The sequence below is a fragment of the Oceanispirochaeta sp. genome, assembly GCF_027859075.1.
Taxonomy (GTDB): Bacteria; Spirochaetota; Spirochaetia; order DSM-2461; family DSM-2461; genus Oceanispirochaeta.
This window is the reverse complement of the sequence record NZ_JAQIBL010000105.1, coordinates 1-16092: the sequence shown is the minus strand read 5'-3', so window position 1 is coordinate 16092 and position 16092 is coordinate 1. Positions and strand designations below refer to the sequence as shown.

General features: G+C 42.2%; 17 protein-coding genes. 9 read left to right on the top strand and 8 right to left on the bottom strand.

Going from position 1 to position 16092, the window contains the following annotated elements; all coding sequences use genetic code 11:
- Positions 1–72 precede the first annotated feature (72 nt).
- The 6 genes from PF479_RS05925 to PF479_RS05900 all read left to right on the top strand — a co-directional run bounded on the left by PF479_RS05925 (position 73) and on the right by PF479_RS05900 (position 6931).
- Positions 73–603 (top strand): DUF2202 domain-containing protein, encoded by a 531-nt coding sequence (locus tag PF479_RS05925; protein ID WP_298003494.1) that lies wholly within the window; start codon positions 73–75, stop codon positions 601–603.
- A 128-nt stretch (positions 604–731) separates the two neighbouring features.
- The gene (locus PF479_RS05920; RefSeq protein ID WP_298003492.1) at positions 732–2636 is read left to right on the top strand and encodes a helix-turn-helix domain-containing protein; all 1905 of its coding nucleotides are present in this window, start codon (positions 732–734) and stop codon (positions 2634–2636) included.
- 157 nt (positions 2637–2793) lie between these two features.
- On the top strand, positions 2794–3804 hold the full coding sequence (locus PF479_RS05915; RefSeq protein WP_298003489.1) for a TRAP transporter substrate-binding protein: 1011 nt from the start codon (positions 2794–2796) through the stop codon (positions 3802–3804).
- 74 nt (positions 3805–3878) lie between these two features.
- Positions 3879–4439: a TRAP transporter small permease gene (locus tag PF479_RS05910; protein WP_298003486.1), complete on the top strand. Its 561-nt coding sequence runs from the start codon at positions 3879–3881 to the stop codon at positions 4437–4439.
- Positions 4439–5740, top strand: coding sequence for a TRAP transporter large permease (locus PF479_RS05905; RefSeq protein ID WP_298003483.1), 1302 nt, complete (start codon positions 4439–4441; stop codon positions 5738–5740). Before PF479_RS05910 ends, PF479_RS05905 begins: the two co-directional genes overlap by 1 nt.
- 63 nt (positions 5741–5803) lie before the next feature.
- Positions 5804–6931: a uroporphyrinogen decarboxylase family protein gene (locus tag PF479_RS05900; RefSeq protein ID WP_298003480.1), complete on the top strand. Its 1128-nt coding sequence runs from the start codon at positions 5804–5806 to the stop codon at positions 6929–6931.
- Here PF479_RS05900 and PF479_RS05895 read toward each other — a convergent pair.
- Both PF479_RS05895 and PF479_RS05890 read right to left on the bottom strand, forming a co-directional pair.
- Complete coding sequence (locus PF479_RS05895) at positions 6928–7179, bottom strand: hypothetical protein (RefSeq protein ID WP_298003477.1); 252 nt, start codon at positions 7177–7179, stop codon at positions 6928–6930. The genes PF479_RS05900 and PF479_RS05895 overlap by 4 nt on opposite strands.
- Positions 7164–7610, bottom strand: coding sequence for a 4Fe-4S binding protein (locus tag PF479_RS05890; protein WP_298003475.1), 447 nt, complete (start codon positions 7608–7610; stop codon positions 7164–7166). Before PF479_RS05890 ends, PF479_RS05895 begins: the two co-directional genes overlap by 16 nt.
- 524 nt (positions 7611–8134) lie before the next feature.
- Between PF479_RS05890 and PF479_RS05885 the strand changes: the two genes are divergently transcribed.
- Both PF479_RS05885 and PF479_RS05880 read left to right on the top strand, forming a co-directional pair.
- Entirely contained in the window at positions 8135–9250 is a 1116-nt protein-coding gene (locus PF479_RS05885) for an aldo/keto reductase (RefSeq protein ID WP_298003472.1), read from the top strand.
- Between the two features lie 62 nt (positions 9251–9312).
- Positions 9313–9474, top strand: coding sequence for an SEC-C metal-binding domain-containing protein (locus tag PF479_RS05880; protein WP_298003470.1), 162 nt, complete (start codon positions 9313–9315; stop codon positions 9472–9474).
- 227 nt (positions 9475–9701) lie between these two features.
- Here the strand turns inward: PF479_RS05880 and PF479_RS05875 are convergent, their stop codons facing one another.
- The 6 genes from PF479_RS05875 to PF479_RS05850 form a co-directional block, all read right to left on the bottom strand.
- Positions 9702–11138 (bottom strand): FGGY-family carbohydrate kinase, encoded by a 1437-nt coding sequence (locus PF479_RS05875; protein ID WP_298003467.1) that lies wholly within the window; start codon positions 11136–11138, stop codon positions 9702–9704.
- A 32-nt stretch (positions 11139–11170) separates the two neighbouring features.
- Positions 11171–11950 carry an SDR family oxidoreductase gene (locus PF479_RS05870; protein WP_298003465.1) on the bottom strand — a complete coding sequence of 260 codons (780 nt, stop codon included), beginning with the start codon at positions 11948–11950 and terminating at the stop codon, positions 11171–11173.
- A gap of 1 nt (position 11951) precedes the next feature.
- On the bottom strand, positions 11952–12896 hold the full coding sequence (locus PF479_RS05865; RefSeq protein ID WP_298003462.1) for an electron transfer flavoprotein subunit alpha/FixB family protein: 945 nt from the start codon (positions 12894–12896) through the stop codon (positions 11952–11954).
- Position 12897: 1 nt separating this feature from the next.
- Entirely contained in the window at positions 12898–13692 is a 795-nt protein-coding gene (locus PF479_RS05860) for an electron transfer flavoprotein subunit beta/FixA family protein (protein ID WP_298003460.1), read from the bottom strand.
- On the bottom strand, positions 13692–13943 hold the full coding sequence (locus PF479_RS05855; protein WP_298003457.1) for a hypothetical protein: 252 nt from the start codon (positions 13941–13943) through the stop codon (positions 13692–13694). Before PF479_RS05855 ends, PF479_RS05860 begins: the two co-directional genes overlap by 1 nt.
- A 117-nt stretch (positions 13944–14060) precedes the next feature.
- Positions 14061–15533, bottom strand: coding sequence for an FAD-binding oxidoreductase (locus tag PF479_RS05850; protein ID WP_298003453.1), 1473 nt, complete (start codon positions 15531–15533; stop codon positions 14061–14063).
- 236 nt (positions 15534–15769) lie between these two features.
- On the opposite strand from PF479_RS05850, the gene PF479_RS05845 reads away from it, so the two are divergent.
- Positions 15770–16092, top strand: a 323-nt coding sequence (locus PF479_RS05845) for a hypothetical protein (protein ID WP_298003450.1), incomplete at its 3' end; no start/stop codon positions are given.

The window sequence follows — 16092 nt, the reverse complement described above, 5'->3', positions numbered from 1 at the left end:
AACTATATATCGTTTATATTTTATTTATTTTTACTGTGTATTGTTTCAATATCAAAGATACGGAGGTTCAATATGAACAAGAATTTTTTATCATTAGCATTTGCTGGTTTGGTCATTTTAAATGGAATGGTGTTTGCCGGTGATTTCGGATCAGCCGGTGCAGAAAATCAGTCTGATTATTCTCTGAAAGAGATGCTGCAATATGCATTGGAAGATGAACATATGGCTCTGGCCGAATATGAGGCCCTCATGGAAGAGTTCGGATTGACCAGGCCCTATTCGAATATAGCCCAATCAGAGAAAACACATATCTCCTGGCTGGAGGGACTGTACAAAGATTATCAAATCAGTGTTCCTATTATCAATACAGCAGACCACATCGTTCTGCCCGAGACTCTCCGGGAAGCAGCAGAAATTGCCGTTCAGGCAGAGATCAATAATATTGCCATGTATGAGAAATTCCTGAAACAGGATCTTCCTGAAGATGTGGCCGAAGTCTTTACTCTGTTGAAAAATGCATCCCAGAATCACCTACGGGCGTTTCAGCGCCAGGTTTCCAGCACCGCTGGGACATCCCAGGGGAGAGGACGAAACCGGGGTTGATCTGTTTTCACTTTTATCAAGAGCAGCTCCAGGGCTGCTCTTTTTTTATTAGCTCATACGAAAGGCTTTTCCTAGTGTCATGTTCTTTATGACAATTTGAAGATTGTTATGCTATTATTATCCTCACTATGCCTGTACTGAAAATCGTTGGAAATATCATAAGTCCCTTTGTTTCGGGTCTTTTTCTTTTTATCTACTTCCTCTACTTTGCTTTAATTGAAGAATCTCAATCCAGTTCGAAGAAGCATTTTACAATTTTTCTCATCTCATTTTGTATCTTTCTCTTTGGCAGGCCCCTGCAGATATTATCCGGTCCTCATCCCATTCCATTGATTATAAATAATATCCGCTCGTTGCTTTTCAGTACAATTACGATTCCCATGGTCATTCTGGCAGACTTTTCCCGCCCTGAGGAGGAACAGAAGAAACGGTCTGGGATTCTCTTTGTTATGGGAGCGTTTCTGGGTACCGTCTATTGTATCTTCAATGTTTTGACTACAGTGGGCTCCGCTCCCATTTTTACAATCGGCAGCTTTAATGCCTATGATACCGTCACTCCCCAGATGACCGCGCCCTTTTATGGAAGAGAGGTCACAATTATTGTCTATATGATTCTGGCGTTGGTACTGATAATCGACTCTGTGAATAAAATGCACAGGGTCAATCTTTATAGTCAAAACAAAAAGATCAGTATGAAAAAAGTATATTTGTATAATACGGGTAAGTTGATTTTTGGTCTCTCCTTTTTTTTAGGAGCCTTGCTGCAGCAGTGGTGGATCTATTACGTTGGATCATTGGGAAGTGTTTCCTTTCTGGGATCAGGAGTGGCCCTGGATATAAAAGAAAGCAGAAAGAGGATGCAGAAGGTTGTTTCCTATATCAGAGAGGATCTCATTCAGGATTTCTCTATCGATGTTCATATGCATCAGCAGGTTTCGGAAATGCTGGAGCTTCTACAGATTCCCAGTGATATCAATACATTCATTGTCATGAGAGAACAGGACAGGGATGAACATCAGACAATATTTCGCTTCACCAATGATTCCTCTGTCAAAGCAATCTCTTCACTCCTTGAAAACATTGTCGGTAAAAATAATTTTATTTTAATGTCTATTGGAACAGACATGCTGGGACTGTGCCTCTATGTATCTTCCGAGAACAGTCATAGTGAAACAATAAGAATCTGTGAGACCGTCAAATCATCAATCAAAACAAATAATTATATAAATATCGGAATTGGCCGTTCCTATAGCGGTCTTTCAGATCTTAAAAATTCCTACCATGAAGCCCTTAATGCTGTGGAATTTGCTTATGGTATAAAGGGTGGCCAGGTTATACATATTGCCGATATTCAGGATCATGAAATTCAAAATGAATATCCAATGAAAGAGAAAAATGCATTTCTGACTACTATCAGGATGGGTGACCAGGACAATTTGGAGAAGCAGCTGAGGTTATATATTTCCAAGCTCCTTCAATATGGAGGAGAACCTGAGAATCTTCTAAGAGTCCGTGTCTATGAACTTCTGGGTACCATGATCGAATCAGCCATCTCCGGAGGAGGGGAGGTGGATGCCCTGTTGATTCTAAGTAAAAGACTATTTGCAGAAGTGGCCATTATCCGAAGCCAGGCACAGATGGAGGAGTGGTTAATTTCAAGAGCGTCAGAAATGATTGACATAGTCTCCAGGTCTCATTCAAACAGAACTCAAACTCTGGTAATAAAAGCAAAGGAATACATCAATCTGCATTTCTCTGAAGCCATTTCTGTCAAAGATGTGGCGGAGGCTGTCTGCATCAGTGAATCTTACTTTAAGTCGGTTTTTAAAAAAAGCAGCGGTTCTTCCTATTCTGAATACCTCACAACCATCCGCATGGATCAGGCAAAAAACCTGCTCAATACAACGGATAAATCGGTGACGGAAATCGCCTTTGATGTAGGATACCAGACACCCAATTCCTTTAGTACTCTTTTTAAGAAGCAAACAGGAATGACACCAACCCAATATAAAAACGCTAAAAACAAAGCATAAAAAATGGAATTAGTGCAATTGGATAGTATTAAAGCACAATTCCATAGCTGATTCATACAATTCAATAGCATCTCAGGACAAACGATAGAGTGGATACGGAATTCCCATTATAGGATTTAAAGGTCTTCGGACATAAATTAAAATGGAGGATTCTTATATGAGAAAAGGAATTGTATTATTCACAGCTATTCTTATGATCATGTCTACGATGGTGTGGGCAAATGGACAGAGCGAGGAAGTTGCCGAGGGAGAAATTGCAGAGTTATCATTAACTTATGCAGAATTGAACCCCGATGGACATCCCCTTTCAGATGTCGGTTATTATTTTGCCGATAAAGTCGCAGAACTGAGCGGCGGTGCCATGAAAATCCAGGTTTTTACCTCGGGTATTCTTGGAAGTGAAAAAGAATCTATGCAGGCTCTTCAGGTTGGTGGTGGATCCATTGATATGTTCAGAGGGAACACGAATTCACTGAGCGATTATAATATCAATAAATTAACCCTTTTCAGCATGCCCTATACATTTCGGGACAGAGCTCACCTCTGGTCTGTTCTTGAGAGTGAAATTGGAGTGTCTTACTTATCAGAACCACAGGAAGTCGGATCTAAAATGGTTGCCCTTTTCTATACAGAAGAAGGAGCCAGAAACTTTTTTACTTCTGATCCAATGACTGGTATGGCCGATCTTAAAGGAAGAAAAATGAGAGTGCCCAAGACACAGGTCATGACTGACACTGTTAAAGCTCTGGGAATCGAACCCACACCCATTGACTGGGGTGAACTCTACTCTTCACTGTCTACAGGTGTTGTAGATGGAGCAGAACAGCCCTTCGCAGGTTACTATAGTAATAAATTCTATGAAGTCAGTCCTTACTATATTCTGGATGGACATACCTACAGCCCTGGTGTTGTTCTTATGTCTGAAGCCGTATGGAATGAGATGTCTAAGGCTCAGCAGGATGTATTGATGGAAGCTGCCGCTGCTGCACAGGCCTTCTGTAAGAAGAATGCTGCCAGAGTGGACGAAGAGCTGATCAGTAAAATCAGAGAAGTAGCGACTGTCATTGAAGTTAAAAATATCGCCGAAGTGCAGGCTACAACAGAATCTGTTGTAAACAAATACATTGTCGGTCTTGAAGACGAAATGGCTGCCATTAAAGCCAAGTGATATCAAATTAAAAATATTATGAAATGGAAAAGCAGGACATCTGTTCTGCTTTTCTTTTTTTTTAGGAGGATTAAATGGGTAGTGGAAAAAGAGCTTTGAAGAGTTTTTTTGACTCAATCTATAACATCTCAATGATCGCCTGTAAATTCTTCTTTATTGTAACGATTGTTATAACGGCCTATGTCGTTTTCGGCAGGTATGTACTTCACAGTCATCCTGTCTGGGGTGAAGAAGTTGTTTTAATAAGTATTACCTATATGGCCCTGATCAGTTCCGGCCTTGCCCTCAGAAGAGAAGCACATATGAAAATGACCGCTTTGGATATGGTCCTCTCGGAAAAGGCTGTGAACAGGCTGAAGTTAATATCTACTGTATTTGTCATGGCATTTTCGCTCATTATGATCATTGTAGGTTTTAAGTTTACCTGGGCTATGCGCCTGAGTCGATTGACTGGTTTGCGGATAGCCACAAGCTGGCAATATCTCTCTGTTCCCCTTGCGGGAATTATTATCTTTTCAATGACATTGGAAAAGGTTCTGGAATTCTTCGGTATCCTTGAGAAAACAGAAAAAATTCAAACGGAATTGTCCGTTCTTGAAGAAGTTGAAGTATTTGAAGAAGGAGCCCGGATCTAATGGATACTCAAACAATTGCCACCCTTATTCTTGTAGGGTCTTTTCTTGTCATGATCTTTTTCAGGTTTCCCATTGCCTTTGCCATTGGGATATCCACCGCAGGTACAATTTTCTATCTGGGGCTTCCTTTAGAGCAACTGGTACAGAATATGGTTGGAGGAGTCAATAAGTTTACTCTTATGGCAGTTCCGTTTTTCATAATTGCTGGTGAAATCATGGGAGCCGGGGGGATATCAAACAGATTGATAACACTTTCCAATGCTCTGGTTGGCTGGCTGCGCGGCGGATTGGCCATGGTCAATATTCTTGCGTCCATGTTTTTTGGCGGTATCTCCGGTTCATCAACAGCGGATACTGCATCCATCGGCTCTATCATGATTCCCATGATGAAAAAGCAGGGATATGATGCGGAATTTTCAACGAATGTTACGATGGCCAGTTCTGTTCAGGGACTTTTAATTCCGCCAAGTCACAACATGGTTATATTTGCTATGGTTGCTGGTGGTGTTTCAGTGGGAAGACTCTTTCTCGCGGGTATGATTCCAGGAATATTCCTGGGTGTGGCATTGATGATCTACAGCTTTTTTATCTCCATAAAGAGACAATACCCCAAAGGGGATGCCTTTTCAGTCCGCAATATTCTTGTGGCTTCAAAAGATTCTATTCTAGGACTCTTTACGGTCATCATTGTCGTTGTCGGTGTTGTCGGTGGTGTCTTCACGGCTACAGAATCTGCAGCGATTGCTGTTGTTTACGCTTTTTTTATCACCTTCTTCGTGTATAAAGAAATACCCCTTAAAAACTTCTGGAAGATTCTGGAACGCTCAATCAATACTCTATCAATAGTTTTGATTCTGATTGCACTGTCCACAGCCTTTGGATGGGTCCTGAGTTATCTCAGAATCCCTGCACTGGTCGCTGAGTTTATTCTCTCTCTTACATCCAGTAAAATCCTGATTTTAATGATGCTCAATATAATGCTTCTGCTCCTGGGAATGATCATGGATATGTCGTCCATTATTCTGATTGCCTCTCCGATTTTGCTTCCTGTGGTACTGAAGCTTGGAATGGACCCGGTTCATTTCGGTGTTCTCCTTGTATTCAACCTTGGGATTGGCCTGATCACTCCACCCGTGGGTGGTACTTTGTTTATAGGTAGTGCTATCTCCGGAGTTAAAATAGAGCGCCTGGCAAAAACAATGCTGCCTTTTTATCTTGTTATGATTTTTGTTCTGATTATCGTAACCTATGTCCCAGAAGCGGTCATGGCGATCCCAAATCTGATTATGCCGACCAGGTAAATTATATAATCTGCGGGGGGCATACCCTCTGCAGATTGAATTAAGAGGAAGATCAAATACTATATGAAAGATGAATTCAATACGTCCATTGCCGATTCACAGGGAACCAGGGTCGTCTCTATGAAACCTCAGGATTTTGATATAGATGAATATTCTGACTATGAATTTTCCCTCTTAGAGGGGTGCCGTGCATTCTGGGAGAAGTCAGAAGGGGTTGCTGTCTATAGACGTTTCCGGGTCCCCGATGTTTTTTCCTGGGCCTGTGCAGACAGGACTCTGTCTTTGGAACTGCAGCTGGCGGCTCTTAAAAAAAGCATGGCGTTTAAAATGGATATCCCCAATTTTTTGGAGCCCTGGTATGGTATTGGTGTTGTTTCCAGTGCTTTTGCTGTTCCTTATCTCTGGAAGGATGGACAGGCCCCTGCCGTAGAAGGTCCCTTTATGACAGCCCGGGAAGCTCTGGATCACCGTATCAGCACTGTGGCAGAGAGTGAAGAGGGCAGAAAGGTACTTGAAATGATTGAATATTTCCTGGATCAGACAAAAGGGAGAATTCCAATCAGCCTGGGAGATACACAGTCACCCCTGAATATCGTTTCTTCCTACCTCATGGATTCGACGGCTTTTATGTATGAAATGTTTGATAACCCCGATGATTTGAAAGAGCTTTTAAATACTGTAGGCCAGATGGAAAAAGAATTCATAGATAAGCAGCGGAATCTTATCGGGAATTCACTTGTTCGTCCGGGTCACGGCTTTGCTTCCAGCCGCAGTTTTGAAGGGCTGGGATTCAGCGATGACAACATTCTTATGTTCAGTGATGAGGCATATAAGGATTTTGCGATTAAGCCAATGCTGAGGGCCGCGGAGGGCTTCAAGGGTCCAGTATTCCATTCTTGTGGAAACTGGTCAGGAAGAGCTGATCTGATAAAGTCTATTCCTTCTCTGATCATGGCGGATGGAGCGGTTGGAAATCAAACAGATCCTCTACCCAATGATCCGGCTGTCCTGGGTAAAGCTTTTGCAGACAGCTCTATACTTCTTCATACAAGGATTGTAGGAGACCCGGAGACCGTACTGGGTTACTTTGACAGGCTCAGGCATGATGGACTGAAATGTATTGTGACAACCTATTGCGAGAGTCCTGAAGAGCAATCTAAGGTCTATGATGGAATTCATGCCCGTTACTAGTCACGGGCATGATTCGTATTAAAGCTGATCCAGCATTCCCTGAAGAACCGCTTCATCATGATCATCGGTATTTTCTGCTTCTGAAGCATGAACTGAATCCAGAACCACAACTCTTTTTCCAGTGCTTTCAGTTCCTCTTCATTCAGACCTGCTTCTTTTTTGAGAATATTGTATGCAGGCTGGGGCAGGGCCGTGTCAACTTCGGAAGTATAGGGTCTGCCCAGATACAGGGCTATAAACAGACGCATGCTGTCTGGACCAGTATCATGGTCAGAAGGACATAGCGTAAATACCTGAGAATCCGGTCAAACTTGTAGGGAATGAAGTGGTTATATTTTTTCTTGAAAATCTTCTTGCTCAGCCTCCTGATTCCTTCCTTAAAAGACCCGAAGGGACAGATCCAGCCACAGAATAAAGGCCCCATCAATAGGGTTGAAACAAAGACGATTAGCATCAGAACCAGACTGGATTCATGAATTTTTTTAACAAAAGTGCCTGTTGTTGCCAGCTGATACAGGCTGACAACGCCACCGAAGGGACAGACCGCATGAAGGGAGGCCCCCGCAATAAGGGGAATCCCTTCGCCTGATTCTACCAGGGTATGATTGACAGCAATCAGGGCGATCAGGCCAAAGAAGAGGACCTGGATGATAGTCCTCAAACGTGGTTTTCTCTTCATAAACGGTCTCCCTGCAGGTCTTTCGGATTCTTGACATAGGGTATGAACTACAGGATTTCATGTTATTGATATTGTAATATAGTTTTTCCTGAATGGATGAATAGAATATGAATGGTATATATAAAAAATTTATATTATTCTTTTTTCCTGGTGAAATCGGGGAAGTAATTTTTTACATAGTCTTGACATCATCGGCAATGATGCAGGGGAGGAGGACCAGATTTCCAAATACAGATTTTCTGAGTAGAATCCGTCGGGATCTATTACACTCTCTATGACCAGTTATCTCTTTGAATAAGCGGAATTACTATCCATTTCAGCTGATCTATTTCCCCGCAGACAAGTCCTTTAAGCTTCTGTGCTCCTGATGCCTTACTGATTTAGGTCTAGCTGGAAGACGTTCCCCCTATGTTATTACATCCTTGCATGATAAGAAGATAAGAAAAAAAATGGTGAGTCCGGGCTAAGAGATGTCAGAATGGCTCAAATGATATATAATTATTTGATGAAATCTTGGAGGATTTATGGAAAAACAGAAATTGATTTTACCAAAAATACAACTTGGCAATACGGGTCATCATGTCAGCAGGCTTGCTCTTGGTGGATTTCATCAGGTAGAGATCTCTTCAGAAATAGTGGAGAATGTTGTGAATCGTTTTCAGGATTATGGCGGAAACTATATTGAAACTGCCAGGAGTTATGGAGATGGTGCTTCTGAAAAAAAACTTGGCAAAGTTTTAGAAGGACGAAGAGATCAATTTGTCCTCTGCAGTAAAAGCGGCGCAGACAATGCCGACGATATTCGTCGTGATATCGACGCAACTCTGACCAATCTTAAAACAGATCACATCGAGTTTTACTATTTTCATGGAGTACCCGACAAGGAAAAATTGAATAAAATCCTTGCCCCGAAAGGTGCATTAGAAGGGATGTTAAAGGCAAAGGATGAAGGTTTGATCGGCGGCATCGGGCTCAGCAGCCATTACCTTCCTATGTACATCGAGGGAATGACAAAACTGCCCATAGATCTGATTTTAATCTGGTGTAATTATCTCGAAGATTTGTATCTGCCTGAAATACAGGAAGATATCTTTCCTTTTGCCCGGGAAAAGAATATTGGCATTACCGCCATGAAACCACTGGGTGACGGTTTTCTTTATCGATCACCGACACAGGCCATGCGCTATGCCATGAGTAATAATCCGGATGTGTTAGTATGCGGAATGAACTCCGTCCAGCATGTTGATGAAGCGGTTGAAGCCATATGTCAGGGTCCCATGACTTCTGCCGAAGGGAAGACTCTTTTAGCCGAGGCTCCCGAGCTTGGAAAATATGTTTGCCGTCAATGCGGGAATTGCAGTCCTTCCCTAAAAGAACTCTTCAGACTTGAAGGATATGTGGATCGACAGATGATCGATTACCTCGAACATAATCCTGCAGATTACGCTCTGCGTCTGCGCCTCTCCCCCTGGTTTTCATTAAAGGAGAAAGCCATTTCAATTTTTAAAGAAAAAAAATGGGATGAGCAGAAACTGAAGGATGAAGCAGGCACCGTTTCCTGCCCCTATGACATCGATGTTCCGAGAAAAACAAGATTGACTCTTGCAAAACTCAATGGGGGAAATGCAGATATTATATGACCACTCTATAATTCTCTGATAGTGTATAATTAATTGATAATTACCTGAAAAGAAGGTGTCTAATGGAAGAATCAGATTTCCACAATCGTTTAAAAAGTGCAGGTCGGAACGATCTGTGCCCCTGCGGTTCGGGTAAGAAGTATAAAAAATTCCATATGAATGAAGATGAACGCAGGGAGCATGAAGAGTTTAAGAAACGGGAAGAGGATATCAGCATTTCATAAGATGACAACTCCTACCGAGGGATACCTGGAGGGTACATGGAATTGCTCAGTCAGTTCCTGAAGACTCTTTTCTCCAGTGCCTATCGAATTTTCCGGTCATCTGGAAATTTAATGTTGTCCTTCAGAGAATAGTCAACATCCTTCTTTCATCGGCTGTCATTCTGAGAATAAATAACGGCAACAGAAATACATGCTGTTCTGTTGCCGTTATTCACGTATAAATGGGACTACTTATTGAAAATTGTGTGTGACTTTTCTAATAGATCATTATTTTGATCGGCTAAGTGCTTATATACCATCTTGTTTATTTTTTCATAAAGCACTGCATTCTCAGGAATCGGATCAAAAGTATCTCTCCGACGTACCATATGCTCTATGGCTTCCTGTCTATCTTTATAGACGCCTAGTGCCAGGGCCGTGCAGATGGCTGCACCCAAACTGGCTGATCCGGTGACAGCATTTCTGTGAGCAGGTACGCCGAAAACATCTGCGAATATCTGCATAAAAAGATCTCCCTTGGAACCACCTCCACTGACAACGATATTGGTCAACTCAATTCCACGTTCATCGCACATGGCTTGTGCCTTGTTTTTCATCGTCATGGCAATTCCCTCCAGAATGGAGCGGAACATGTGAGGCCCTTTGTGGGTTCCGTTGAACCCAATCATCATCCCTCTCTCATGAAGATGATCGGGTCGAGCGAGCCAGTGAAGAACCGTATACAGACCGTCGCATCCTACCGGTACTTCGGTAGCCAGTTCTTCCAGGTATGCTTCAGGAGACTTTCCTCTCATTTCTGCTTCTCTGACAATGTCGCTGCCCAGAAGATCTTTAATCCATGTCACTGTTGCCATACCCCTGCGAATACCATTGCTTTCGTAGAGGAATTCTCCCTGAGTCGCTCCGGGGTTGCTCCAGTATGAAATTGTGTCAGTCCTGTTTTCCTCACCAACCATCATGGAAGTGATGTATGTACCAAGAGAAACCAGGACTGTACCGTCATTAATAAGCCCGGCCCCCAGACCTTCAACCGCTTTGTCATTAGCCGTTGCCACCACCGGGGTCCCCATGGGTATTCCCGTTGCTTCACTGGCAGACTCATTGACTTTACCAAGGACCGTTGAAGGATCCACCAGGTCAAAGAGCATCTCCCTCGGTGTCGTAAAGGAGTCAAAGGTTTCTCGATCTTCAAACCAATCCAGGGTCGCGGAATCAATCGGCCAGGGGCCGACATAGTTTGATCTGGTATCTTTGGTTTCTCCGGTCATCCTGTGTGTCAGATAACCGGTTGTCGTCGTCACAAATCGTACTCTGTCGTCTTCATGTTCATAAGGTTTGGACAGACGTAGATCCATCCAGCTTTGAACAGGCGCTGCCAGATTTCCGTCTTCTTTGAGCAGAGCACGGCAGCATCTGATAGATCCGAGACCGGCACCTATAATGTCATTTTTGTCTCCCTGAAACTTAGAAAAGGCTTTTTGGCAAGCCTCTTTCAGGCTGTCCCAGAGGTCGTCATCTGGATGTTCAGCCCGGCTGTCACCATAAAGGTCCATTGGTCTCAGTTGCACGGTATGGGAACAGATCTCTGTTCCTAGGATATCAAAGATTGCTACTTTGGTACTTTGTGTTCCTCCGTCTATAGCAATGATGTATTTGTTTTTCATATTTAGTCTCTTCTTTGATTCTTAATTTTTGATTATCGCATCATGTATCCACCGTCGACGGTGAGAACAGTTCCATTGACATAGTTGGATGCTGTACTGGACAGGAAGATGGTTGCACCCATTAAATCTGCTGTATAACCCCATCTGTTGGCAGGGATATGTGAAAGAATTTCAGCGTTACGCTTCTCGTCTTTACGTGTCATTTCTGTCAAAGGAGTGGCGTAATAACCGGGAGCAATGGCATTCACCTGTATGTTCCATTGTCCCAGTTCATCACACATGGCTTTGGTTAGACCGATGATTCCGTGTTTCGTCGCGGCATAAGCAGGTGACCACTGGCCGCCGAGGAACGAGAAAAGGGACCCGATGTTGATGATTTTACCACTTTCCTGCTTGATCATATACTTACAGGACTCATGGATCATTTCAAAGGCTGCCGTGAGGTTGATAGAAACCATTTTATCCCATTCCTTACGGGTATATTGAGTGACATCCTGAATATTAATACTTATTCCAGCGCAGTTTACAAGAATATCAATGCTGCCCCAGGTATTCACACATTCATCTACGATTCTTTTACACTCGCCGTCTTTCGTGATATCGGCTTCCAGGAATCTGTACTTCACTCCGCAGCTCTCTACCAGGGATTGGGTCGTTCCATCATCATCGGCAAGACTTGGAACCAGTACATTGGCACCAGCTTTGGCCAGGGCTGTACAAAAAGCCTGTCCCAATCCTCCGTTACCCCCTGTGACAATGGCATTCTTACCTTTGAGTGAAAAGAAATCCATATTGAAATCTGTTACATTCATTCTATTCATTCTCCATTTTTATTTTTTTGATCAGTTCTTTAATGAATGTGACTGCATCTCCTTCAACCACAATATCCGATAGACTGCAAATCGGTGCATCCTTATTTGTGTTGACAGAAATGATGTAGTTTACATTCTTAAGCCCTTCTACATGTTGTATCGCTCCATTTATCCCCAGGGCAATATAGAGGCCGGGGCTGACGGTTTTCCCCGACTGACCAACCTGAAAGTTTCTGGAAACAATGCCCTTATCTACAATCGCTCTGCTGGCGGATACCTGACCTCCCAGAGCCTGTGCCAGTGGTTCCAATGCTTCAAAATCATTTGAAATACCACCCCCACCTGAAATAAGAATATTACTGTCACTTATATCGTATTCAATTGTTTTCTTTTTCTTCTGAAGCTGTCTGATTCCTCCGTTTCTGTATGTCAGTTTTTCAGCTTCAATGACTCTTGTCATTACTGAATTTGTTGCTGCATAAGAAAAGATGCCCGGACGTACAGTCATCATGACAGGACCATCGCCTTTTATTTTTATACCCGCCATGATTCTGCCGCTGTAGGCAGGTCTTACCAGTTCAAGCCCTTCGTCAGAATGGGAGATTTCAGTCACATCAGCAACAATACCCGTATCCAGCATCATGGCCACTCTCGGTGCCAGCATTCTTCCCCACTGTGTGGCCTGAATTAAAATGCTGCTGAAGCCATATTTCTGATGCATATGGACAAGCATATCGGCAACAGCGATCTGATCAAAATCACTGATATTTTCATCCGTAACTTCAAGAATTACATTGAATTTTCCAGACAGGCTGCTAGAGTCGCCGTTTATCACCAGAGCAAATGTTTCATAAGGTTCATCTCTATAGATCTGCCTGACTGTTCCCAGGAGATCCACAGCATTCTGCACAGACTCAGGCTCTATATAAATCAAAGTCCTCTTCATGTCAGATGAAACTCTTTTCTTTCAGGAAGTTAAAAACAGTATCGATTCCTTTCTTATCGGTACCGACCACAAGCTTTTTCCTCTCCTGATATTTTTTCGTATAAGTTCGGACTACCTTTGTCAGTGAACCTTTTAAGCCTACTTCACTTGCATTAAAACCCAGATCCTCATTACTTAAACAGTGTAATCTGTCTGTAACATCCAGGTTTAGATTCTTATACCTAACATAAGGCAGTCTGTATCCGCTCTCCCTTGTAAGACTGAGAACAGCCGGTAGATCTACTTCATAAGCTGTTACAGAACTCTCACTCTCTACCTCTATACAGGCGTATGAATTATCAAAACTCTCTTCTTCAATCTGGGAGATCCAGGACATTTGATTCAAACCCAGCAGTGATGCAATCTGTGACGGGACATGGGACGTATCGCCATCAATAGCATGACTACCGGTCAGAATACAGTCATATTCCGCCGAGGAAAGATATCGACTAAGAATTCTGCTCGTCACATAGGTATCACTGCCGGCATAGAGCTTGTCAGAAATAACCGTTCCGATATCTACATTTACTCTCAGAATATCTTCAATAAGCGGAAGGATTGACTGAGGTGCCATTGTCAGCACTTCTATAAAAGTTTCAGGGTTTCTCTTCTTCATTTTAAGAGCGAATCCAATGGCACAGGCATCATCCGGGTTGATCAGCATCCTGCTGTTTTCACGAATCAGAATATGATTTTCATGATCATAGCTGAAGTTATCCACATCAGGCACAAACTTCACAACACAGATGATTTTCATTAAGCTTCCTGAATCGTTTCTGCTTTGAATTTTGCTTCAGCAGGCTTGTTCATCCTTTTATAGATTACTGCAATGACTACCCCTGCCAGTCCCAGAAGCACAATAACTGCATAGAACATAACAGGTGAAGATGTCACGGGCATGATTGATACAAGGCCCAGAAGGACTGAAGCACCTATGAGGGCAGAACTTTTGTCAGCCAGTACAATTAAAAAGAACTGAAAATAACGTCGAAGATTCTCCTTTTTCATAATTACTCCAGTTAATTTGATTTCATTTATTTATCACCAGCAAACAAAATTTCTTAAATTTCTATCCACTGCAGACAAAACGTGTTTAATACAGTTAGCTCTTAGCTTCAATATGTTTTACTGGATATATTTCAATCCTTCTTTTTCCGGGAAAATAGTACCGAAATTCATAACTCCCTTGGGATCAAAAGCTTTCTTTAGTTTTTCAAGCATGTAGTAGGCTGAACCGTGTTCATCCTTTGTCCATTCACTTCTGTATTTTCCTATACCGTGGTGATGACACATGGATCCGCCTGCTTTCAAAGTCTCTTCCACAATGATTTTCTGGAGGGGATGATGATAGATGAGCAGTTCATCTTCAGGTTCACAGAGTATTTTATAGTTATAAACAAAATACATATTGGTACCATTCAGATAACTGTGGGAGGAGTGACCACCCAACATTGTAAGATCATCAACCCGATGAAATTCATTTCGGATTCTGGCAAGAACAGAGTTGTAGATTTTGGGAATCGTTTCCCAATCCGCGGAGATCTCAGTCGTAAAACCGGAGTGGGAATCATTTTTAATCATCCCGTCGAATTCATCATCAATATCTTTCTGAGACCAGTTCAAGTGATTGAACCAGTCTTCGATCAGCTGGCTGTCCACCTGTTTGATGATTCCCTCATTGAATTTTTCAACCGCTACATCAATTCCATGTCCTGTGGCTTCAACAATGCCTTTGGGACCTTCGGCCATAAACAGAAGAACACATTTATTTTCATGGAAATGGTAGAAGTGCTGTGCCGCATCCTCTTCTGAGTAGGTTCTGGCAACGGACGGTCTGTATCCGTTAACCATGACTTCGCGCAGTACCTTGATTCCGGTTTCCACATCTTTAATCAGATAGCCGTAAAACTTATTATTGTCAGGATAGTGTCTAAAGATCTTGATTGTAACTTCTGTGATATAGCAGAGGGTTCCCTCATTACCGATGGCTATGTGTCGGATATCAGGCCCACCGGAACGTCGGGATACATTTTTGATTTTTGAAATTGTGCCATCAGGAAAAACACACTCCAGTCCGACAACCATATCTTCGATACCGCCATAGAGTGTAGAAAACTGACCGATGCTTCTTGTGGCTACCAGTCCGCCGTATTTTGCCACCGGCTTGGACTGGGGTGAGTGCCCTGTTGTGCAGCCGATTTTTCTCAGTTCGTCTTCCAAATCCTGCAGGGCGACACCTGCCTGTACAGTTGCCTGGGAATTATAGGGATCGATCTTCATAATCTTATCTAAATGCAGAGCATCAATGACTATTGTCGATTCTTTCCAGTTTTCAAGACCGCCTTCTGTTGCTGTTTTTCCACCTCTGGGAATAACATTGATGTCATTGCTGTTGCAATATTTCAGAAGTTCACTAACTTCTTCTTTGTTTTTGGGATAGACAATGGCTAGGGGTGCTGGAACATCCAATACCTTTCTTGCTTTCGCATACTTTTTATACCTGTCAGCTGAAGCATCGTACAGATCTTCCTTATTTGTGTTTATCTGATCTGATGCAATGATTCCGGTTAATTGATCTAAGATTGTTTTAGAATTCAACAACTTTACCTCCTGATTGAATTGTTAAAGAAAATTAAAAAATATTTAATCTCGAAAACTTTCTAACTTTAAGAAAATTGTATGGGTACTTTTGTGAATCGTCAAGGGATGGTATGGAAAATATTCCAATAAAGATATTTATAGATGTATTAATAGGAAAATTTTCTATTATGCTTGTGCTATTGACTAGAAGAGTGTTAAATTTATTTGTATAAATTAGGGCAGGTAATATTATAGTGATTAATATTAATTTCAATACATTAAACCCACTTGAGAAAAGGATACATGACACTCTCAGTACCTACAGTAAAACTGTTGATACCATACGGATTACACAGGCAGCAGAGTTCTGCGGCTGCTCTGTATCAAAGATCTCCAAATTTGCAAAAAAACTTGGTTTCATAAATTTCAAGCAGTACCTGGATTTCTTGTATGGTAAGGATTTAACCAATGTTCATCAGTCTTCGGAGCTGGTAAGAATCCAGAATTTCATAGCCGATTTTGACAGAGAAAAAGTGGAAGAGATGATTGATCTTATTAACAGTCATGAAAAAATTGT

What these genes read in the sequence shown, in the direction of transcription:
- PF479_RS05925 (WP_298003494.1), top strand. Translation starts at nt 73, where the DNA reads ATGAACAAGAATTTTTTATCATTAGCATTTGCTGGTTTGGTCATTTTA.
- PF479_RS05920 (WP_298003492.1), top strand. Translation starts at nt 732, where the DNA reads ATGCCTGTACTGAAAATCGTTGGAAATATCATAAGTCCCTTTGTTTCG.
- PF479_RS05915 (WP_298003489.1), top strand. Translation starts at nt 2,794, where the DNA reads ATGAGAAAAGGAATTGTATTATTCACAGCTATTCTTATGATCATGTCT.
- PF479_RS05910 (WP_298003486.1), top strand. Translation starts at nt 3,879, where the DNA reads ATGGGTAGTGGAAAAAGAGCTTTGAAGAGTTTTTTTGACTCAATCTAT.
- PF479_RS05905 (WP_298003483.1), top strand. Translation starts at nt 4,439, where the DNA reads ATGGATACTCAAACAATTGCCACCCTTATTCTTGTAGGGTCTTTTCTT.
- PF479_RS05900 (WP_298003480.1), top strand. Translation starts at nt 5,804, where the DNA reads ATGAAAGATGAATTCAATACGTCCATTGCCGATTCACAGGGAACCAGG.
- PF479_RS05895 (WP_298003477.1), bottom strand. Translation starts at nt 7,179, where the DNA reads ATGCGTCTGTTTATAGCCCTGTATCTGGGCAGACCCTATACTTCCGAA.
- PF479_RS05890 (WP_298003475.1), bottom strand. Translation starts at nt 7,610, where the DNA reads ATGAAGAGAAAACCACGTTTGAGGACTATCATCCAGGTCCTCTTCTTT.
- PF479_RS05885 (WP_298003472.1), top strand. Translation starts at nt 8,135, where the DNA reads ATGGAAAAACAGAAATTGATTTTACCAAAAATACAACTTGGCAATACG.
- PF479_RS05880 (WP_298003470.1), top strand. Translation starts at nt 9,313, where the DNA reads ATGGAAGAATCAGATTTCCACAATCGTTTAAAAAGTGCAGGTCGGAAC.
- PF479_RS05875 (WP_298003467.1), bottom strand. Translation starts at nt 11,138, where the DNA reads ATGAAAAACAAATACATCATTGCTATAGACGGAGGAACACAAAGTACC.
- PF479_RS05870 (WP_298003465.1), bottom strand. Translation starts at nt 11,950, where the DNA reads ATGAATGTAACAGATTTCAATATGGATTTCTTTTCACTCAAAGGTAAG.
- PF479_RS05865 (WP_298003462.1), bottom strand. Translation starts at nt 12,896, where the DNA reads ATGAAGAGGACTTTGATTTATATAGAGCCTGAGTCTGTGCAGAATGCT.
- PF479_RS05860 (WP_298003460.1), bottom strand. Translation starts at nt 13,692, where the DNA reads ATGAAAATCATCTGTGTTGTGAAGTTTGTGCCTGATGTGGATAACTTC.
- PF479_RS05855 (WP_298003457.1), bottom strand. Translation starts at nt 13,943, where the DNA reads ATGAAAAAGGAGAATCTTCGACGTTATTTTCAGTTCTTTTTAATTGTA.